Here is a 20,558-nt window from a genome sequence, read left to right on the forward strand (position 1 = left end):
TATATTTGTAATCTTTAAAAATTATAAAGAATAATGAGTAATAAACAATATACAGCTAGTAGTATCCAATCTTTAGAAGGGATTGAGCATGTGAGGTTAAGACCTTCTATGTACATTGGAGATGTGGGAGTAAGAGGTTTGCACCATTTGGTATATGAAGTTGTAGATAACTCCATAGATGAGGCTTTAGCAGGATACTGTGATACCATTACGGTTACCATTCACGAGGGCAATGCTATTAGTGTAAAAGATAACGGACGAGGAATCCCTGTAGATTTTCACGAAAAAGAACAAAAGTCTGCACTAGAGGTAGTAATGACTAAAATAGGTGCTGGTGGTAAGTTTGATAAAGACTCTTACAAGGTTTCTGGTGGACTTCATGGTGTAGGGGTTTCGTGTGTTAATGCTTTATCCACGAGTACCATTGCTACCGTTTACAGAGAAGGAAAAACTTATCAACAAAGATATTCTAAAGGTAGAGCTTTAGAAGATGTTCAAGAAATAGGAACTACTGATTACAGAGGTACAGAGGTTTTCTTTCAGCCAGATGATAGTATTTTCAATGAATTAGTTTACAATTACGATACCCTTTCTGCTAGACTTAGAGAGTTAGCTTTTCTCAATAAAGGTATCAATATCACTATTACAGATGAGAGAGTAAAAGACGAAAAAGGAGAATTCTTAACAGAAACTTTCCTATCCGAAGGTGGTCTTAAAGAGTTTGTAGAGTTCATAGATGGTAACAGAGAATCCATTATGGAGAATGTTATCTTCATGGAAGGAGAAAGAGATGATATTCCTGTGGAGGTTGCAATGAGATATAACACATCTTTCACGGAAAACTTACACTCGTATGTTAATAACATCAATACTCACGAAGGAGGTACACATCTTACAGGATTTAGACGAGCTCTTACAAGAACTCTTAAAAAATATGCAGACGACTTAGGTATTCCTCAAAAAGAGAAAGTAGAAATTACAGGTGATGACTTCCGTGAAGGACTTACAGCCGTAATTTCCGTAAAAGTAATGGAACCTCAGTTTGAAGGACAAACCAAAACAAAACTTGGTAACTCCGAGGTTTCTGGTGCGGTGGATAAAATAGTAGGCGAAATGCTTACCAACTTCTTAGAAGAAAACCCAACCGAAGCCAAACAAATTGTACAGAAAGTAGTTCTAGCTGCTAAAGCAAGACAAGCTGCTAAGAAAGCCAGAGAAATGGTACAGCGTAAATCTCCTATGGGAGGTGCTGGACTACCTGGTAAACTTTCAGATTGCTCATCAAAAGACCCAGCCGAATCAGAAATATTCCTTGTAGAGGGAGACTCTGCAGGAGGTACTGCAAAACAAGGAAGGGATAGACATTTCCAAGCTATTCTACCATTGAGAGGTAAAATTCTTAATGTAGAAAAGTCTATGATACATAAAGTTTACGAAAACGAGGAAATCAAAAATATCTATACCGCTTTAGGGGTGAGCGTTGGTACAGAGGAAGATAGCAAGGCTCTTAATTTGAGCAAACTTCGTTATCATAAAATTATAATTATGACCGATGCCGATATTGACGGCTCTCATATCTCTACACTTATACTTACCTTCTTCTTCCGTTATATGAAGGAGCTTATTGAGCAAGGTTATGTTTATATTGCATCTCCACCTTTGTATCTTCTTAAAAAAGGTAACAAAAAGGTATATGCTTGGAATGAGAAAGAGCGAGAAGAAAAAACCTTAGAAATGTCTGCAGATGGTAAAGGTGTAGAAGTACAAAGATATAAAGGTCTCGGGGAAATGAACCCTGAGCAACTTTGGGAAACTACACTTAACCCAGAAAACAGAATTCTAAAGCAAGTGAACATAGAAAATGCGGGTGAAGCAGATAGAATCTTCTCTATGCTTATGGGAGACGAAGTTCCTCCAAGAAGAGAGTTTATAGAGAAAAACGCAGTTTATGCAAAGATAGACGCATAATTAAAACTGTTTTCCCAAAGTAATAATAAAAAAGCCAAGTTTAGTTCTTGGCTTTTTTCATTCCCATATTATTTAGCTCTCCCCAAAAGCAGGATATCATTAGCTATAATTTCGGTAACGTAGCGTTTATTTCCTTCTTTATCATCATAACTTCGGTAGGTTAATTTACCCTCAACAGCTATCTCTTTACCTTTAGTAACGTACTTTTCTATAATTTCTGCTAGTCCTCCCCAAGCCACTACTTTATGCCATTCCGTCTGCTCTACCCTTTCTCCTTGTGCATTTTTGTAAATTTCGTTAGTAGCTATAGAAAAATGAGCTACTTTAGTATTATTAACCTCTTTAATCTCTGGAGTGTTACCTACATTACCAATAAGTTGAACCTTGTTTTTCATAATAGATTTATTTTTAAATTATATTTTAGTTTCTACAGTTAAAAATCTTTTACATTCACAAGGCAAAGATGAGCTATCGCCAGAATAATACTCGGTATAAAATTATTTACTTTCGACTAAAACCATTTGTAACCGATTGTTGTCGTATAATCAGCAATGATATTTAGAGTTAAGCCCTATTCCTAATATGCTTTTTTTTCACTATCTTTGAAGAGTAATAACACAGTATATGCAGAATACTTCTAAACAATACGACGAAATTATAAACCTCTGTAAAGATTTATTTGGAAAGAAACTTCAAGATTACGGTGCAGCGTGGCGAGTGCTACGCCCAAGTTCTATCACGGATCAAATTTTCATTAAAATCAATAGGATAAGAACGCTCCAAATGACCGAAAAAAGAATGGTGGAAGAATCGGAGGAAGCAGAGTTTATTGCAATAGTTAATTACGCTGTTATAGGTCTTATTCAATTAGAAAAAGGGTTATCAGAAAATTTAGATACTGATACTGAAGAAATTTTAAACTTGTATCAACATTACACCAACGAAGCAAAAGCCCTAATGCAGAGAAAAAACCACGACTATGGTGAAGCGTGGAGAGGTATGAGAATTTCCTCTATTACAGATTTAATTTATCAAAAGGTACTTCGTACTAAACAAATAGAAGACAATAATGGACACACCTTAGTTTCGGAAGGGCTAGATGCTAACTATTTTGATATGCTTAATTACGCTGTATTCTGTCTCATAAAAATGAACGAACAAAATGCTTAAACGCTTACTAAGAATTGTTGTTGCTCTTATTTTTATTGCTTCAGGTTTTGTTAAAGCAGTAGATGTTAAGGGGTTTTCATTCAAATTAGAAGAATATTTTTCTCCTCAAGTCTTTAATATTGAGATACTAGAGAGTTGGGCTCTTCCAATCGCTTTTTTTGTAGTGATTTTGGAACTTATTTTAGGGATTTTATTGCTATTAAAAATTTCAGTGAAAAAAGTGCTTCTAGCACTGATTGGGCTGTGTGTATTCTTTGCTTTTCTCACTTTCTATTCAGCTTATTTTAATGTGGTTACAGATTGTGGTTGCTTCGGAGATGCTATTAAATTTACACCTTGGCAAAGTTTCTGGAAAGACATTGTGCTTCTCGCCCTACTCCTTCTACTCTACTTTGCATATAGAGATAAGATTTCTATTTCTTTCATAAGAACAAGAGGTTCTGTACTGTTTTTAGGAACAATAGTTTCTCTATGGATAATGCTGCACGGTATTAAACATGAGCCTATTATTGATTTTAGAGATTATAAAATAGGAACAGATTTAAAGTCTGAAAAGAAAAAGATTGAAGAAAATCCGTCCGAGTACAAAACATTTTACACCCTTGAACATAAAAAAACTAAAGAGATTATAAAAGTTAATCAAGACGATTACATCAACCAAAACTATTGGCAAAATCCTGATTGGGTAATCCAAGAAGACAAAACCACTTCCGAGGTAGTGAAAGAAGGCTATGCGTCTGAAATTGTAAAATTTAAAATAGAAGGCCTGTACGGTAATGATATTACAGATAGCCTTATACAAGCTCCAAAAACGGTTTTGGTATTTAGCTATAAACCCACCGAGGTAGATGCTAATCTTTTAGAAGCGGTAGAAAATAAAGTTTCCAAGCACCGCAAAACAGTAGTTTATGGAGTTTCTACGGCACAAAATACATTTAAAACACTACCAAATGCAATGATGGACGGCACTGTCATCAAGACCATAGCGAGGAGCAATCCTTTTGTACTCGTTTTAGAAAATGGAAAAATTACAGATAAAAAAAGTGCAAAAGATTATATCAACTAAACATTAAATTAACTATACAATAAAAATAAAATGCAACCCGTTGTGCATTATGAAATGAAAAAAACAAGAGTTGTTTATTAGACTGAAAATCAGTATATTGTTTTTGCTATAAAACGGTATAAATGAACAACATAGAGCAAATATATGAAAGAATTTTGGAAGTTTTAGGACTTTTTTCAGAAAATCAACTGATTAGTTATCAGAGAAGAACACCTAAAATGAGCGATTTAGAAGTCATAAGTCTTAATATTACTGCTGAATACTTGAGTATTGATAGCGAATTACAGTTATTTAGAAAATTGCCAAACTCTCTGATAAACAAAATTGAAAGAAGTGTTTACAATAAGCGAAAACGAAGACTATCCCTACAAACAGAGCAAATTAGACAGCGTATTTCGATGGAGTTCAATGAGTTTGAAGATATTTTTATCGTTGATAGCATGCCAATGAAAGTTTGTGAAAACGCTCGTTCTACTCGTTCAAAAATTTGTAAAGAGCAATCCTATTCTTCACCAACATATGGTTATTGTGCTTCACAGAAATTATATTTCTATGGCTATAAACTACACGCAGTATGTTCTTTAAATGGTGTGATTAAGAATTTTGATATAAGCCCTGCATCCGTTCACGACATCCACTATTTAAAAGATATTGGTGAGCAAATGCGAAACTGTACTTTAATTGGAGATAGAGGCTATTTATCAGCAAAAGTTCAAATAGATTTATTTAACTATGCTAATATTAAATTAGATACACCAATGAGAAGTAATCAGAAAGATTATATTCCTCAATTTTCATTGTACAAGAAAAAGCGAAAACGAATTGAGACATTTTTCTCTCAACTTTGCGACCAATTTATGATTAAAAGAAACTATGCTAAAACTTTTGAAGGCTTTAAAACAAGGATAATCAGTAAAATAACCGCCGCAACGGTTATTCAATATATCAATAAATTTATCTTCCAAAGAAAATTAAATCATCTAAAAATCAGTATTATTTAAAATGCACAACGAGTTAAAATGCAAAAATCAAACAAATCTATAGCAGGTTATCATTTGTTAATGATTCTCTCTGCGGTGGACTACGAAGTACAACCAGAGGAAGGTATCGTTATCCAGAAATATCTTGCTGATGAATTTCCGTTCAGAATCAATTTAGATAACGAGTTGGAAGTTATTGCAACGCTACAACCAGAAGCGTGGAAAGACCATTTTGAGTTCCATGCTCGTTGTTTCTTAGATGATTCTACCGAAGCCGAAAGAAAGAAATTTGCAAAGTTTGCAAAAACGCTCATTAAAGCAGATAATGAAGTTACAGAAAGAGAACACCAGTTCTACAAACTGATGAAAACTATTTGGAAATTAGACTAATCTTAAAGCATTGATATTATGAGAAAAAACATTGTAGCAGGAAACTGGAAAATGAATAAAGATTTTTCGGAAGCTCAAGCACTTATGCAACAGCTATCCGAGTATACTAGCACACATACGCCTAACTGCAAGGTAATGATAGCGCCACCAGCTCTTTATCTTACCACAGCTAAAGATATTTTTAAAAATAAAGAGGTAGAAGTATATGCTCAGGATATTTCCGAACACGAATCTGGAGCTTATACAGGAGAAATCTCTGCTTCTATGATAGCTTCTGTAAACTTAGATGGTAGTATTATTGCTCATTCTGAACGCAGACAATACCACGGAGAAACCGATAGCCACGCTAATAGAAAAGTGAAAACTTTATTAGATAAAGGGCTTACACCTATCTATTGTAATGGCGAAAATTTGGAAGAAAGAAAGTCTGGTAAGTATTTAGAAGTGATTAAAAACCAAACACAAACGGCTTTGTTTACTCTAACTGCTGAAGAAATAAAGAAAGTGGTTATAGCTTACGAGCCTATATGGGCAATAGGTACTGGAGAAACTGCCACTGCAGAACAAGCACAAGAGGTGCACGCTTTTATTAGAAATATGATAGCAGAAAAATATGGCAAGGAGGTGGCAGATGAAGTATCTATCCTTTATGGAGGTTCTGTAAAACCTAGTAACGCTAAAGAAATTTTCTCTCAGCCTGATGTAGACGGTGGTCTTATAGGTGGTGCAGCTTTAAATATAGAAGATTTCTCAAAAATAATAGAGGCTTTCTAAAAGAAGCTAATATTTTTGACTTTAAAAATAGAATACTGAGAGTTTTTATGGCTCTCAGTTTTTTTATAAATTTTCTTATCAAAAGAAAAGAAAGATGATGAAATTAGTTTCCAATTCTGAAATTTTGTTTAATTTAGTAGAATAAGAAGAGTTTAATTATTGTCTCACTAAAATTTAATAAAATTTATGAAAGTTTTTAGGCATTGTTAATCTGATATATTTTTTATAATTTAGCCTAATGAAATGTACCAAATGTCAATCATCCAATAAGATTAAAGCAGGCTTTGCCAGAGAGCGACAGCGATATAAATGTAAAGATTGTGGCTATTTTTTCAGTGTTGAGAAAAAATCAGATGTAAAAACACTAGAACAAAAGCGTCTTGCTTTAGAAATGTATCTAGAAGGGTTAGGCTTTCGAGCCATTGGGAGGCTATTAAATATTAGCTATGGAACAGTTTATCAATGGGTTAAGAAATGGGGAGAATCTGTAGAGCTTCCAAAAAATGAAGTTCCTATTGAAATAGTGGAATTAGATGAGATTCACAGCTATGTACAGCATAAAAAAACTACTGTTGGAGCTGGATTGCTGTTAATAGACTTAGAAAAAGGTTCATCAGTTTTATTTGTGACAAACGGGACGCAAAAACCTTCTTAAAACTTTGGGAGCAATTGAAAAACAGAAATATAAATGTTTTTTGTAGTGATTATTGGAAAAGTTATTCAGAGCTGATACCCAGTGAAAGACACGTAACCTCCAAAGCAGAAACCTTTACAGTGGAGGGATATAACAGTAGAATAAGGCATTATTTGGCGAGATTTAAAAGAAAAACAAAGTGTTACTCTAAGTCAAAAACAATGTTGGAAAATTCTTTAAAACTTTTGTTCTTGAAACTAAATAATGAATTGAATATAATAATTTAACAATACCAGTTTTTAAAAGCTCTAATTCTACCGAAGTAAATATCATAACAGGATTAACCTTAATCATTTTAAGTTTACTCATAGTTACCTTATTTTACAATAATATAGGTGAATACGTTAATGTTTATTTTAAGTTCGGAGTTTTGTTGATAATTTCACTAGTAGCTATTTACTTTTATGCAAATTCATTAAAGAAAGTTAAAATTACAGACAAGTACCTTATTTTACAAAAAAATATAGGTTATCAGATGATACCTTTTGGTGATATAAAGTCTGTTAATAAAACTGAATTCTCAAATCTTACAGCTACATTCAGTTCAAAAGGTTTTTTTGGCTTTAATGGAGTCTTAATGGATGATACAGTAACTTTTGTTAATGATAGAAAAAATATGGTGAATATTTCTACATCTAAGAAAAAATATTTACTGAGTGTAAATACTCCCAATGAGTTTATAAGAGATATCATAAATAGGAATAATAATGATTATTGCTCTATTCTATAATTTTGTATAACTTAATAGACTTACATTATGAAGTATATCTCATATCTTTTTATTATATCAGTTGCTTTATTATCCTGCCATACAGCTAAACGGTCTGAAGTTGTAGATTACTATCCTAGGCCCAGTATACCTAATTTAGGAAACAACTCAAAAAATACAGTATTTCTGTATAAAAAAAGAGAAATTTCATCTCAACAATTCTTTCGGTTGGCTAATAATAAAAAGAATTTGTCTGTCATTATTATCAAAGACCCAATAGAATAAGAAGTATGAACTATAACCCTACGGTTATACATAATATAGTATTGGCAAAACCTGGTAGAAAATAAGTGATTTTTAATCTCACATAAAATAAATAAAAAATAGGCTACCCCTAAAGTAGCCTATTTTTCTATATTCTATAAGTTCTTATACAATTACTGTGTAGCTTTTATAACAGCATCAGTAATTTGGTTTGTTTTTTCTGAAGTGTAGGTACTATCATAAGGCTTCATTACCTCAAAAAGATACTGATAGAAAGGTGTTATTTTCTGTACATTTTCAGATTCTTGGTATGCCTTTTCTTTCCCCATAGCTTTTAGCTGATTTATAAACGAATTAAATCTACTATCAATAGGTTTTATAGAACTTACTAAGTAATTATACGCCTTCTGCTCCTGTCCTATCTTCTTATAAGCATCAGACACAGAAGCTACTACCATAGAGTATAACAATGGTTGAATGCTCATTTCTCTCTTAACATATCTTTGATTTTCTGGTGTTAAAGTTAAGTAGTAATCATACTCTTTGAAAATAGCTTTTTTAAGCTCTTCTGCTAATTCTAAACCTTTCTTCTCTTGCCCAGACACAATATAACCATAAACAATGGAATTAAGCGAACGAGGGTCATTATATTTAGATACAGGAATTTCCTTATTTACTAAATCTAAGACCTCTTGAGCTTTTTTGTTTTCTCCCTTCGCCATTAGAGCCTCTGCAGCTCTACTTGCAGAACTCCTATAACTGATGATATTAGAAGTACAAGTTTCATCAAAGTGAACATTGACATCTTTAAAATTACCCCATCTAAAGTTTTTAACAATTCTATAAAGGTCATCAGCATCTACTCTACCTAGCTCTCCATCTTCCTTTTCAGGAGTTTTTATAGGTACAAGACGATAACTGAAGCCGTCATATTGTAAATAATCTTTCAAAAAGAAAATATTACTAGCATCATAAATACCTCCAACAGAGAAATTGATGGATCTTTTCCAATCAAAATTAGCTAAGATGTCTAGCATCATTAAATCATTTTTGAATAGTGTAGATTTTTTATAGTCTATCACAATATAATCCTCTGCTAAAGCTACATCTTGAGGTTTAATAATACCTGCCTTAACCGCATTTTGCTTATTAACAGGAAATATGAATTTAGACACTGGTAAAACATTGTACTGTTCGTACTTTTCTTCACCATAAATCATTTTTAGTACCATATCTTTCTCAGGAGACTTATTCTTTAAGAATGCTACAGCCTCTTTTAAAGTCATACTATCTTGTGTCATATACTTTTCAAAGCCTTTTAACACATTATCAGGAGCACCGCTTTCTTTCAAATTGGCAAATATATTTTTCCAATCTTCAGTACTTAGAGTATAGATTTGCTCATTTATACCTTCTCTATATTCCTCATGTCTAAGTGCCGATGCTACAGGCATTGCATTGTAAGTACGTCTTTTCACTTGGTCTATATTCCAAGGCGTGGCTAAAAGAGTAAAGTTCACCACTTTTACATCATCTCTAAACTGTTCTGTCTCTTGTATTGCCCAAAGTGGATAAGTATCATTATCACCATATACGAAGAGAATACCATCTTTAGGAAGTGATTTTAGTGTAGAATAAGCATAATCATAAGCGGCATATCTTCCACTTCTGTCATGTGGATTGTAATTTTGGAAGCCCATCATTAACGGAACTCCTAAAAGTAAAACTCCAACACCTAAAATTGCACTAGATTTTTTAACTTTCTGATTCAATAATTGTAAGATAAACGCTGCTCCTAAGCCTATCCAAATTGTAAAGGCATAGAAAGCTCCTACCATAGCATAATCTCTTTCTCTCGGTTCAAAAGGTTTTACACTTGTGTAGAAAATAATCCCAACACTTGTAAGAATGAACAGAGATAATAAGGCATAGAACCTTCCAAAATCTTTAGTATACTGGAAGAACGCTCCCAATAAACCTAAAATAAGTGGCAGGAAAAAGAAATAAACTGTACTTTCATTTTTATACTTTTCAGGCATATCCGATTGACTACCGTACAGATAATTATCTATCACAGGAATCCCTGATATCCAATTTCCGTTAGTGTTTTCCATATGACCTTCCAAATCATTTTGACGACCAACAAAGTTCCACATCAAGTATCTCACAAAATAATGTCCATTTTGGAAAGTAATGAAGTAGTCTAAACTCTGTCCAAATGTAGGCTTTTTAAGATTGATTAAGTGGTACTGTTTTGCTTGTAGATAATCATCAACAGTAATAGTACCATTATCATATTTTTTTCTTAGTTCATCAAAATATTTTTGAGCTTCAGGGTTATTCGCTATATCTTCATCAGCATAGTTAAACTCAAAATCTGGAGCACCATACATAGAAATGTAATTAGACATCACATTCTTATCTTGCACAAACATTCTAGGCATAAAGCCTATATGTGCCTTGTTATAAACATAATTAGTCTTATCTCCTACTTTAATATAGCGTCCTGTGGTTTCGTCTTTTTCGTAAGTTTCGCCTGTTTTTATCGTTTTTAAACTTCCATCTTCATTCTTTTCCATTCCGTTCCAGTCTAAGTGGGCAGTATAATTTTGTCCATACAAAGTAGGCCAATCTCCATATTGCTCACGATTGTAATAATCAAGCATACCAATGGCGTTATCAGGATTATTAAGGTTCATTGGTGGATTAGCATTGGCACGAATAGGTATCATCAACCAACAAGAAAAACCAATAATCATATAAACCATAGATAGCACCGCCATTTGTACCAATCTATTCCCTTTGGAACTAGCATAGTTAATAGCAAAATATCCTAAGGCAATTAGCACCAAAAATGCGAAGATAGTCCCTGAGTGGAAAGGCAATCCTAAACCATTAACGAAGAATATCTCCGACTTACCAAACATCGTCATCACAAAAGGGAAAATCCCTTTAAATACAAGAGCGAGAACAAATAATGTAACCACATTAGCTATCGCAAAAGATTTCCAAGAGAAATCATAATTTCTAGAGTAATAAACCAAACAGATAAATGGCACTACCAACATTACCATCATATGAACTCCCACAGAAAGCCCTATTAGGAAGAAGATAAGGATAATCCATCTCTCATTATCAGAGGATTGGTATTCGTTCTCCCATTTGGTTATAAGCCAAGCGATTAACGCTATAAATAATGATGCCATAGAGTAAACCTCGCCTTCCACAGCAGAAAACCAAAAAGTATCCGAAAAAGTGAAACACAAAGCTCCTATCAACCCTGAAAATAGAATAACCCATTTCTCGTTTTCGGTAACTTCCTCAAAATCTTTACGCAACAGTCGTCTAACCAAATGAGTGATTGTCCAAAATAAAAATAAAATGGTAAAGGCACTAAACAAGGCAGACATTGCATTGATAACCAAAGAGTAATAAGCTCCATTACCAAAGGCAAACATCGCAAACACCGCACCCACTAGCTGGAACAATGCCGCTCCTGGAGCGTGCGTAACTTCTAATTTCACGGCAGAGGAAATATACTCGCCACAATCCCAAAAGCTAAAATTAGGTTCTATGGTAGATAGATAGGTTATTAAGGCTATCCCAAAAACTATCCACCCTAAAATGGTGTTCCATTTTTTAAAACTCCAGTGCTTCATCATATTTTTTAAACTTTGGTGCGAAAATAATGTTTTTCATCTATTTATAAAAGAAAAAGACAAGGAGAGTTTGCTTTTATCCTTGTCTTTATATCATCTAGTATTGCTTTCTTAATCTTGTAAAGCCTGTATACATTCTTCTCTTATCTTCCAAATCTCATCTAAACTATAGTCTAAACCTTCAGCTTTAATCCACTCCTTCAGAAAATTTTTATGAATGTTAATCTTATAGTCATTTATTTGATTGTACTCAATTTCTATCTCAAAAACCAACCTATTTTTCACTTCAGAATAGTCAGAATTTTCAAGTGTAAAATCTAAACAATTATCATTTATTTTCAAATAATTATGAGCTTCTGGAATGTAATTAAGTTTATTTTTTTCTAAAACTTCTTTAATTCTAAGAGCATAGTTGGCATCCATTTTAAAAATTCCTAGCATAAGTTTTATTTCCTCCCTACCATTTTCTATAGCAAGTTTTCTTAATACAGCGTGTTTTGTACTACATGTTCCTCCATTATCGTAGAAAATACAACTTATATCTGTTTTGTTCTTGTTCCTTTTATAATCTAAACTAGAAACAAACAAACAAGCTCCATAGAAATCTTCAACTCCTATTTTTAAAAACTCATCAGATATAAGATATCCCTTATTTATCTTGAAATTCATTACTTACTTTGGTAACGGTAAATTAAGTGCTTCTTCCTTTTTAATTCTTCGGTAAACCAATGCTGACATCAAGATGCATATTTCATAAAGAACTACTAGTGGAAATGCCGCTGCCAACATACTGATAATATCTGCGGGTGTAATAAAAGCCGCCACCACCATAATTACCACAATAGCGTGTCTCCTATAAGTCCTTAAAAACATAGGAGTAAGTATGCCTATGGAAGTGAGTATATAAACAATCATCGGGAATAAAAATATCACAGCCATACCCAAAACAACTTGGAGTAAAATAGTAACATAGCTTGATAAATCTATATCTACCCTTACAAAATCCGAAATACTAAAAAAATAACCAAAATTGATAACAAAAGGCATTACCAAAAAGTATCCTGATAATGCTCCCATCACAAATAGCACCCAAGTCCCGTTGATGATGAAAATAGAGTTTTTTCTTTCGGATTCTTTAAGTGCTGGACTGATAAATTTCCAAAGCTCCCAAATAACATAGGGAAATGCGATGATAAGCCCTCCAACTACAGAAACCGCCATCATCATATTAAACTGCTCAAACAGTCGCCTTACTTGTATCGGAAACGAATGTGGCATCACAATAACATCTTCGCCCACAAACATTCTAGAGAAATAATTAACCACTCTAAAGGTGAGAAAATCTGGACGAGTAGGACCGAAGATAATATGATCCATAATCCAATTGATATTAAAGCCAATTAAAAATCCACCTACCACAATAGCTATTATAGAACGCACCAAATGCCCTCTAAGCTCTCCTATATGCCCTAAAAAGGACATTTCTTTTTCTTCACTCACTAGTTTTATTTTTTACAAAGTTACAAGATTCCTTCGTCTAACAAAGTATGCAAATCTATAATCCCAAAATAGTTACCTTTATCCGTTACAATCAGTTGCCCTATGTTATACTGTTTAAGTATTTTCATAGCTTCTTTTGCTAACGCTTCTTTATCTATTGTTTTGGGAGTTAAACTCATTATATCTTTAGCCTTAATTCCTTTAATGTCATCATTTCCCATCAGCATTCTCCTTAAATCTCCATCAGTAATAATACCTTTTATAGTTTCTCCTTCCGTAACTACTGTAACTCCGTGGGTAGACGCACTGATGGAAATTATCACTTCTTTAATGGACGACCCCTCTGAAACTTGAGGCTTTTGTGAAGATAAAAACTGTCCTACCTTAGCCGTAAGATTCTTACCTAAACTTCCACCAGGGTGAAACTTCGCAAAATCGGTATCTTTAAAATGATTGATTTCCATAAGACATACGGCTAAAGCATCTCCTAGAGCCATTTGCACCGTGGTAGAGCTTGTTGGAGCTAATTTATTAGGACACGCCTCTTTCTCTACAAAAGTGTTAAGCACAATATCTGAATGTTCTGCTAGTTTGGATTTTAAATTTCCTGTCATACCTATAAGCCCCGCCGAATATTGCTTAAGGTAAGGAGCTAGATTAACTATCTCTGGCGAATTACCAGAATTAGAGATACATAAAACAACATCATTTTTTTGAACCACTCCTAAATCTCCATGGATAGCCTCTGCTGCGTGTAGAAATTGTGCAGGTGTCCCTGTAGAATTAAGCGTTGCCACAATCTTATTCCCTACATGAGCAGATTTGCCTATCCCTACTACAATAAGTTTTCCGCTTGATTTATTGATAAGTTCCACTGCATCTAAAAAACTATTATCTAGGCTATCTCTTAGCCTTTCCAATTCCGCTATTTCTGTATCAATAGCCTTTTTTGCAATGTCTATAAGAGTGGAAGATTTCATTATTTATTATTTTTTGTTTATTTTCGTCCCTCAGAACTAGCTCAGTAGAGAATAAATTTTTATGTTAATCAATTTTTTTAATTCAAAAGCCAAAAGTTTTTCTTATCTTTGGTAAGTTGCAAATTTAGTAAACTAAACTAAAAATGACTAAAAAAACATACAATTTAGCAGAAGAACTCAAAAAGTATTTTGGATTTTCTACCTTTAAAGGACAGCAAGAGGCTATTATCAGTACACTTCTTAGCGGTAAAGATGTATTTGTACTTATGCCTACTGGTGGAGGTAAATCTCTTTGCTATCAGCTCCCTGCACTTATTTCAGAAGGCACAGCTATTGTGGTATCTCCACTCATTGCCTTAATGAAAAACCAAGTAGATGCAGTTAATGGGCTTTCTTCAGAAGAAGGAGTAGCTCATGTACTTAATTCTTCTCTTAATAAAACACAGATAAAACAAGTTTTCAGCGACATCAATAGCGGAAGAACCAAACTCTTGTATGTAGCTCCTGAGTCATTGATAAAAGAAGATTATTTAGATTTTTTAAAACAAGCTAATATTTCTTTCGTAGCCATAGATGAGGCACATTGTATCTCCGAATGGGGACACGATTTCCGACCAGAATACAGAAACTTAAAAGGTATTATAGATAAAATAGCTAATGTTCCTGTTATTGCCCTTACAGCAACGGCTACTCCTAAAGTACAAGATGATATTCAGAAAACATTGGGAATGTCTGATGCGGTAGTTTTTAAAGAAAGCTTTAACCGACCAAATCTGTTTTACGAAGTACGCCCAAAAGTAGATGTAGAAAAGGAAATTGTAAAATTCATCAATAAAAATAAAGGAAAGTCAGGGATAGTTTACTGTCTTAGTCGTAAAAAAGTAGAAGAATTTGCACAAACTTTACAAGTTAATGGCATCAATGCTCTACCTTATCACGCTGGATTAGACCAAAAAACAAGGGTTGCCAATCAGGATAAATTTTTAATGGAAGAATGTGATGTCATCGTAGCTACCATCGCTTTTGGTATGGGGATAGATAAACCTGATGTTCGTTTTGTGATACATTATGATTTCCCTAAATCTTTAGAAAGTTATTACCAAGAAACAGGTAGAGCTGGTAGAGACGGCGGCGAAGGACATTGTTTAGCATTCTACGACCCTAAAGATATTGAAAAACTAGAGAAATTTTTGGCTCAAAAATCTGTTTCAGAGAAAGAAGTTGGCTTACAGTTACTGAATGAAGTAGTAGGATATGCCGAAACCTCTATGAGTAGAAGACAGTATATACTTTATTACTTTGGTGAGGAGTTTGACCCAATTAACGGTGCTGGTGCCAAAATGGACGACAACTCTGTAAATCCACCTAAGCTAAAAGACGTTACAAACGATTTCAAAACGGTACTAAACCTTATTAAAAGTTTAGAAGAAAAGTTTAAAACGAAAGATTTAATCGCCGTTCTTGTAGGCAAAGAAACACCAACTACCAAATCCTATAAGCTAGAAAAATCCGAGTTCTTTGGGATAGGTAAAGAAACTTCGGATAATTATTGGAAATCTATCATTAGACAGGCTACGGTAAGAGGCTATATTATTAAAGATATAGAGACCTATGGAGTACTTAGGGTGAGCAAGAAAGGACAGAATATTATTTCTGGAAAAGACAAAGAGCTTTTCTTAATTGCCGAAGATAGAGAGTACGATTTAGCTCAAACTAAAGCAGATTCAGACCAAGTACAACTCCAAGGTGGTGGTGGACTTGATAAAGTTCTATTTAATCAACTCAAGGATTTAAGAAAGAAAATCGCTCAAAAACAAGGCATTCCTCCTTACACCGTGTTTATGGACCCAAGTTTAGAGGATATGACGGTGCAATACCCTATCACTATAGAAGAAATTGCAAAGGTTTATGGTGTAGGTGAGGGTAAAGCTAAAAAGTTTGGGAAAGAATTTGCCGAGTTCATCAAAAAATATGTTGAAGATAACAACATAGAACGCCCTGATGATATGGTGCTAAAAAAAGTAGCAAACAAATCTAGCCACAAAGTGTTCATCATTCAGAATACAGATAAAAAGATAGATTTAGAAGATATTGTTAATGCTAAAAACCTTTCGATGGACGAACTCATTTCCGAAATGGAAAGTATCGTTTACCAAGGCACAAAACTCAATATAGATTATTATATAGAGGAGAATTTTGACGAGGAAATAGTAGATGACTTTATGGAGTTTATGAAAGAGTCTGAAAGTGATAGTATGAAAGTCCTTTTAGCAGAGTTTGGCGAAGAGTTGAGCGATGACGAAGTTCGCCTGCTTAGAATTAAGTTTATTAGCGATGTAGCCAACTAATTTTATGAAGAAAAAGGAGATTATTTTTATTCTTCCCGATATGGAAATGGGTGGTGCAGAACGAATTGTAATCACCATTGCTAATCATCTACCGAGAGAAAAATTTACTCCTAAAATAATGCTTCTTAGAAAAGAAGGCGGTTATTTAGATTTTCTAAAAAAGGATATAGAGATTATAGATTTAAAAACACCTAGGATACGCCACTCTCTAAAACCTATTTTGAAGGAAATATGGAGAAGAAAACCAGACATTGTTTTCTCTGGATTTGGCGAGGTAAATGCTTATTTATCAATATTTACACGGCTTTTCCCTAAGGTGAAATTTATCGCTAGGGAAACCAATGTAGTCTCTAAACATGTTACAAGAAAGGAAATTAAGTTTTTCTACAAATTTTATAATAACTTCCATACCATTATTGCTCAAAGTGATGATATGGCGGAAGATTTAATTAAAAATTTCAATATAAAACCTAACAAAATCACTAAGATTAACAATCCTGTTGATTTTGAATTTATAGACCAACAGCTTTCTATTTCAGAAAAACCTAACCTTTTCTCAAACGAAATGAAAAATGTGGTTGCTATAGGTTATCTATCCGAAAGAAAAGGATTTGATAATCTACTCAAAGTATTTTCTTTTCTTAAAAATGAACCGATAAAACTCCATATTTTAGGCGATGGTAAGGACAAAGAGCTTCTACACCAAATGAAAGAAGAGTTGGGGCTGTCTAATGTGATATTCCACGGGAAGCAAAAGAACCCTTATCAGTTTCTAAAGTATGCCGACTTATTTATTCTGTCTTCAAGATACGAAGGTTTCCCTAATGTATTACTAGAGTCTGGGGCGTGTGGTACTTATGCCCTTGCCAATAACTGTCCTGGAGGAATCAACGAAATTATAAAATACGGCGTAAACGGAGAAGTTGCAAACATAGAAAATCACAAAGAGTTTTCAGAAAAAATAAAGTCTATATTATTATCTCAAGGAAATTATCCCAAAGAAAATATAAGAGACCACATTTATTCTTTATTTTCTAAAGATGTGATTTTAGAGCAATATGTCAATCTATTAAGCCTATAATAATTACAGATTTATTTTACATACTTCTGTTTCCTCCACCAATAAAACAAAGCACTCAACGCAGCTATCAGAACTAAAGGAGATAATAAATTAAACCACTGCCATTCTGTTCTCTCTTGTTCTATTCTTCTAGCATCTAAAAGTCGGGCTTCTATGTTTCGGTTTCTAAGGCTCATAAGGTTAGAATCGTCCAAAAGCCAATCTAAAGCATTTCTCAAAAACTGTTCGTTGCCGTATTTTTGGTTGGTCAGCAAATCTACACCTAGAGGCAAAGGCTCCCCTTTAAGAATTTGATTCCTACCTACATCCCCATCTGCGATTATGAGCATTTTATTTTCAGTACTTTGACTTTTAAAATTAGGAAAACTACTTCGCTCACTTCTATTAGCATAAGCCGACCTAAATTTACCTTCTAAACTTACTGCAAAAATCTTTGGAGTGCTTGGGCGTTCCATTGCTCCCAGAGAGTCTGCATTCACAATTTCGGAAAAGTCTACATAGTTAGGCACTGCCTTGCTAGAAGTTCTTTCGCTAGACTCAAACAAAACCTGTTTTTTTACCCCTTCCCTAGAGAGTGTATCTATTGCTGTAGGAAATTCAAGTTTTACAGGATTGATATTTTTAGTAATAACATGAGGTGTTTCTGATATACCTAACGGAAAATAAGGCCAAAGGAAATTTTTATATTGAGGGTTTCCTGCAATTTCTCCTGCTCTTAGCCTTATAAAGGCTGTTTTCTTAAAGTCTTTTACAAGAGCAGGTGTAATCCTTATCCCATAATTAAAGAAAAAATCGGTAAGATTGAGGTCTACAGGATATGCCATAATCTTCTTTGCTTGGAAAAGCGTATCCATTTCAGCGTTTACTGCATCTAACATCCATAGCATCTTTCCACCATTCATAATGTATTGGTCTAACACTACTTTTTCTTCATTGGAGAAAGGTTTTCTAGGCTTAGCAACCACAAGAGCATCCATCTTTTTAAGCTTAGGCATATCGGCCACAGAAAGCCCTGTCTCCTTTTCAGGAATAATAGCTCCTATATTATAGTTTTCTAATACCATATCCACAAATCCTTGGAACGCATCAGGCTTTAGTTCGCTATGATTAACGATGATACCAATGTTTTTTCTATGTTCGGTGGTCAGAGTTTTTATGTTAGAAATAAGATTATATTCTAAATTTTCTATGGATTTATTAAGCTGGGTACTCGCATCTAATCCCACTTGGTCTATAATCAACGGAATGGAAGTCCCATAGTCTGCATAACGCATTACTGCATAGGGAAATAGTACAATTTCTGATACCTTACCATCTTTCATATCTGGAAGAATAGACGGTTGCATTCCCATAGCCACTAGCGTATCTTTTGACATTTTAGTCTTAATAGGATCTATGAATTTATAGTCAATTTTAGGATTGATTTTCCTAAACTCTTCTAGCATAAATTTGGTTTCGCTTTGGAGTTGTTTAAACGATGCAGGGAAATCTCCGTCCAAATAAACATCTATCACCAAAGGTTTCTTAACCGATTCTAAAGTCTTTATGGTAGCTTCATTAAGTGTGTAGCGTTTTTCTTCCGTTAGGTCAAACCTCGTTTGAAATATACCAAAAACGCCCAATAGAACTACTATTCCTGCTACTGTAATGGTGATATTATTTTGAAGCCATTTTTTCATACTTAAATCTTCTTCTTTTTATCAATAAAAAATGTGGAAAGAGACAAACTAATCATTATTATCAATAGAAAATAAAATACATCTTTGGTATCTATCAATCCTCTCGTAAATGCTATAAAATGATGGTAAAAGCCTAAACTTTGAAGCCAATAATCTGCTGCTCCCAATAGTTTATAACTTGCCAATTGCTCAATCCCAAAATACAATATAAAATTAACAAAAACACCTAACAGGTATGCCATAATTTGATTAGACGATAAGGTAGATGCCAAAACGCCCACACTAGAAAACGCCGCGATTAAAACCGATAATCCTATGTAACCTCCTAATGTCATTCCTAAATCTAAATTACCTTCCACCATACCAAGAGTATAGACTGTATACATATAGAACAACGATGGCAACAAGCATAAAATCCCCACTAAAAAAACGGCTAAAAACTTCCCTCCTACAATTTCAAAAGTTTTTAAAGGTTGAGAAAACAGCCAATAGAGCGTACCGTTTTGTTGCTCCTCTGCAAAGGATTTCATACTCAATGCTGGAATAATGAACATTAACAACCAAGGCGATAAAACAAAGTAACTTTGTAAAGAGGCAGTTCCTATTTCTAAAATATTAAAACTGTTATCAAAGAAAAACAGAAACAAAGCTCCAATAAGACTATACACAGCGATAATCAGCCACGCCGACCAGCCTCCAAAATAGGCTTTAAAATCTTTTTTAAATAATGCTATCATTTTATAGAAACGATTATTTTTTATTTTTATTGACTAGCTTTACTGTGAGCATAATTACCACTACAAGAACTATGAAACCCACTATCAACTGCCACCAATAATCTATCACAAAAACCTTTAAAATTACTGTGAATACTACTAAAAATAGTAGAAAAGTAGCAATTTCATTTGCCTGTCTTAATTTAATATTAGGAGTAGAAAGTTCCGAAAAATTAAGGTTTTTCACCACTAAAATTTTCTTCCAACACCAATAATGATATACCGCTAAACCAATTAAAAAAGTCAGTTTCAGATGAAACCAAGGCATTTTCATCAGATAAGGATTCATTATGATAAGAATGACTCCAAAAAGTAACATTAAAACTCCTGCAGGAACGGTAATAATATTCCACAATCGCCTCATCATAAACAAATATTGCTCTCTAAGAATGGTTTGTTTTGGAGCATCAAAATCATCGGTATCCTTATAGTACACAAATAATCTCACCAAATAAAAAATCCCAGCAAAATAGCTTACCATAAATATGATGTGTAATGCCTTTATGATTAAATATGCCAT

Annotated in this window: 18 protein-coding genes; 10 read left to right on the forward strand and 8 right to left on the reverse strand. The window is 33.7% G+C overall.

Features of this window, described 5'->3' with window-relative positions:
- Positions 1-33 precede the first annotated feature (33 nt).
- Positions 34-1,968, forward strand: coding sequence for a DNA topoisomerase (ATP-hydrolyzing) subunit B (gene gyrB, locus VIX88_RS01530; protein WP_064970335.1), 1,935 nt, complete (start codon positions 34-36; stop codon positions 1,966-1,968).
- Between the two features lie 68 nt (positions 1,969-2,036).
- On the opposite strand, the gene VIX88_RS01535 is transcribed toward gyrB, so the two are convergent.
- Positions 2,037-2,363, reverse strand: a complete 327-nt coding sequence (locus VIX88_RS01535; RefSeq protein WP_064970336.1) for a single-stranded DNA-binding protein — start codon at positions 2,361-2,363, stop codon at positions 2,037-2,039.
- Between the two features lie 229 nt (positions 2,364-2,592).
- Between VIX88_RS01535 and VIX88_RS01540 the strand changes: the two genes are divergently transcribed.
- The 7 genes from VIX88_RS01540 to VIX88_RS01570 all read left to right on the forward strand — a co-directional run bounded on the left by VIX88_RS01540 (position 2,593) and on the right by VIX88_RS01570 (position 7,772).
- Complete coding sequence (locus VIX88_RS01540; RefSeq protein WP_064970337.1) at positions 2,593-3,138, forward strand: DUF1599 domain-containing protein; 546 nt, start codon at positions 2,593-2,595, stop codon at positions 3,136-3,138.
- Positions 3,131-4,204 carry a BT_3928 family protein gene (locus VIX88_RS01545; protein WP_064970338.1) on the forward strand — a complete coding sequence of 358 codons (1,074 nt, stop codon included), beginning with the start codon at positions 3,131-3,133 and terminating at the stop codon, positions 4,202-4,204. Before VIX88_RS01540 ends, VIX88_RS01545 begins: the two co-directional genes overlap by 8 nt.
- Positions 4,205-4,326: 122 nt before the next feature.
- The gene (locus tag VIX88_RS01550) at positions 4,327-5,205 is read left to right on the forward strand and encodes an IS982-like element ISRa1 family transposase (RefSeq protein ID WP_127919822.1); all 879 of its coding nucleotides are present in this window, start codon (positions 4,327-4,329) and stop codon (positions 5,203-5,205) included.
- A gap of 18 nt (positions 5,206-5,223) precedes the next feature.
- Positions 5,224-5,574: a hypothetical protein gene (locus VIX88_RS01555; RefSeq protein WP_004918936.1), complete on the forward strand. Its 351-nt coding sequence runs from the start codon at positions 5,224-5,226 to the stop codon at positions 5,572-5,574.
- A gap of 18 nt (positions 5,575-5,592) precedes the next feature.
- Positions 5,593-6,348: a triose-phosphate isomerase gene (gene tpiA, locus VIX88_RS01560; protein WP_064970339.1), complete on the forward strand. Its 756-nt coding sequence runs from the start codon at positions 5,593-5,595 to the stop codon at positions 6,346-6,348.
- Between the two features lie 238 nt (positions 6,349-6,586).
- Positions 6,587-7,269, forward strand: a protein-coding gene (locus VIX88_RS01565) for an IS1 family transposase (protein ID WP_127919909.1) whose coding sequence is annotated in 2 segments (ribosomal slippage) — positions 6,587-6,914 and positions 6,914-7,269 — 684 coding nt in all. Because the reading frame shifts where the segments join, the coding sequence is not laid out codon by codon here.
- A 248-nt stretch (positions 7,270-7,517) separates the two neighbouring features.
- On the forward strand, positions 7,518-7,772 hold the full coding sequence (locus VIX88_RS01570) for a hypothetical protein (RefSeq protein ID WP_237190457.1): 255 nt from the start codon (positions 7,518-7,520) through the stop codon (positions 7,770-7,772).
- 416 nt (positions 7,773-8,188) lie between these two features.
- Here VIX88_RS01570 and VIX88_RS01575 read toward each other — a convergent pair whose 3' ends face one another.
- The 4 genes from VIX88_RS01575 to VIX88_RS01590 all read right to left on the reverse strand — a co-directional run bounded on the left by VIX88_RS01575 (position 8,189) and on the right by VIX88_RS01590 (position 14,154).
- On the reverse strand, positions 8,189-11,674 hold the full coding sequence (locus VIX88_RS01575; protein WP_185126659.1) for a DUF2723 domain-containing protein: 3,486 nt from the start codon (positions 11,672-11,674) through the stop codon (positions 8,189-8,191).
- A gap of 111 nt (positions 11,675-11,785) precedes the next feature.
- Positions 11,786-12,343, reverse strand: a complete 558-nt coding sequence (locus VIX88_RS01580) for a hypothetical protein (protein WP_004919149.1) — start codon at positions 12,341-12,343, stop codon at positions 11,786-11,788.
- A gap of 3 nt (positions 12,344-12,346) precedes the next feature.
- Entirely contained in the window at positions 12,347-13,174 is an 828-nt protein-coding gene (gene tatC, locus VIX88_RS01585; protein WP_004919151.1) for a twin-arginine translocase subunit TatC, read from the reverse strand.
- Between the two features lie 20 nt (positions 13,175-13,194).
- Positions 13,195-14,154 carry a KpsF/GutQ family sugar-phosphate isomerase gene (locus VIX88_RS01590; RefSeq protein WP_004919153.1) on the reverse strand — a complete coding sequence of 320 codons (960 nt, stop codon included), beginning with the start codon at positions 14,152-14,154 and terminating at the stop codon, positions 13,195-13,197.
- 143 nt (positions 14,155-14,297) lie between these two features.
- Here VIX88_RS01590 and recQ point away from each other — a divergent pair, with 143 nt between their 5' ends.
- Both recQ and VIX88_RS01600 read left to right on the forward strand, forming a co-directional pair.
- Entirely contained in the window at positions 14,298-16,502 is a 2,205-nt protein-coding gene (recQ, locus tag VIX88_RS01595) for a DNA helicase RecQ (RefSeq protein WP_064970704.1), read from the forward strand.
- Positions 16,503-16,506: 4 nt separating this feature from the next.
- Positions 16,507-17,583, forward strand: a complete 1,077-nt coding sequence (locus VIX88_RS01600; protein WP_064970702.1) for a glycosyltransferase — start codon at positions 16,507-16,509, stop codon at positions 17,581-17,583.
- Between the two features lie 11 nt (positions 17,584-17,594).
- On the opposite strand, the gene gldG is transcribed toward VIX88_RS01600, so the two are convergent.
- Genes gldG through VIX88_RS01615 form a run of 3 tightly spaced genes read right to left on the reverse strand, consistent with a single transcriptional unit; the run spans position 17,595 to position 20,558 of the window.
- Positions 17,595-19,262 carry a gliding motility-associated ABC transporter substrate-binding protein GldG gene (gene gldG, locus VIX88_RS01605; protein ID WP_214193970.1) on the reverse strand — a complete coding sequence of 556 codons (1,668 nt, stop codon included), beginning with the start codon at positions 19,260-19,262 and terminating at the stop codon, positions 17,595-17,597.
- A gap of 2 nt (positions 19,263-19,264) precedes the next feature.
- Positions 19,265-19,999: an ABC transporter permease subunit gene (locus tag VIX88_RS01610; protein WP_064970698.1), complete on the reverse strand. Its 735-nt coding sequence runs from the start codon at positions 19,997-19,999 to the stop codon at positions 19,265-19,267.
- A gap of 13 nt (positions 20,000-20,012) precedes the next feature.
- Positions 20,013-20,558, reverse strand: a complete 546-nt coding sequence (locus tag VIX88_RS01615) for a CopD family protein (protein WP_064970696.1) — start codon at positions 20,556-20,558, stop codon at positions 20,013-20,015.

It is taken from the genome of Riemerella anatipestifer (genome assembly GCF_035666175.1).
Lineage (GTDB): Bacteria > Bacteroidota > Bacteroidia > Flavobacteriales > Weeksellaceae > Riemerella > Riemerella anatipestifer_D.

Coding starts and splice junctions, on each gene's coding strand:
- VIX88_RS01550 (WP_127919822.1), top strand. CDS start 4,327: ATGAACAACATAGAGCAAATATATGAAAGAATTTTGGAAGTTTTAGGA.
- VIX88_RS01535 (WP_064970336.1), bottom strand. CDS start 2,363: ATGAAAAACAAGGTTCAACTTATTGGTAATGTAGGTAACACTCCAGAG.
- VIX88_RS01575 (WP_185126659.1), bottom strand. CDS start 11,674: ATGAAGCACTGGAGTTTTAAAAAATGGAACACCATTTTAGGGTGGATA.
- VIX88_RS01590 (WP_004919153.1), bottom strand. CDS start 14,154: ATGAAATCTTCCACTCTTATAGACATTGCAAAAAAGGCTATTGATACA.
- VIX88_RS01545 (WP_064970338.1), top strand. CDS start 3,131: ATGCTTAAACGCTTACTAAGAATTGTTGTTGCTCTTATTTTTATTGCT.
- VIX88_RS01540 (WP_064970337.1), top strand. CDS start 2,593: ATGCAGAATACTTCTAAACAATACGACGAAATTATAAACCTCTGTAAA.
- tpiA (WP_064970339.1), top strand. CDS start 5,593: ATGAGAAAAAACATTGTAGCAGGAAACTGGAAAATGAATAAAGATTTT.
- gyrB (WP_064970335.1), top strand. CDS start 34: ATGAGTAATAAACAATATACAGCTAGTAGTATCCAATCTTTAGAAGGG.
- VIX88_RS01570 (WP_237190457.1), top strand. CDS start 7,518: ATGATACCTTTTGGTGATATAAAGTCTGTTAATAAAACTGAATTCTCA.
- VIX88_RS01555 (WP_004918936.1), top strand. CDS start 5,224: ATGCAAAAATCAAACAAATCTATAGCAGGTTATCATTTGTTAATGATT.
- gldG (WP_214193970.1), bottom strand. CDS start 19,262: ATGAAAAAATGGCTTCAAAATAATATCACCATTACAGTAGCAGGAATA.
- VIX88_RS01610 (WP_064970698.1), bottom strand. CDS start 19,999: ATGATAGCATTATTTAAAAAAGATTTTAAAGCCTATTTTGGAGGCTGG.
- VIX88_RS01615 (WP_064970696.1), bottom strand. CDS start 20,558: ATGGCATATTTAATCATAAAGGCATTACACATCATATTTATGGTAAGC.
- VIX88_RS01600 (WP_064970702.1), top strand. CDS start 16,507: ATGAAGAAAAAGGAGATTATTTTTATTCTTCCCGATATGGAAATGGGT.
- recQ (WP_064970704.1), top strand. CDS start 14,298: ATGACTAAAAAAACATACAATTTAGCAGAAGAACTCAAAAAGTATTTT.
- VIX88_RS01580 (WP_004919149.1), bottom strand. CDS start 12,343: ATGAATTTCAAGATAAATAAGGGATATCTTATATCTGATGAGTTTTTA.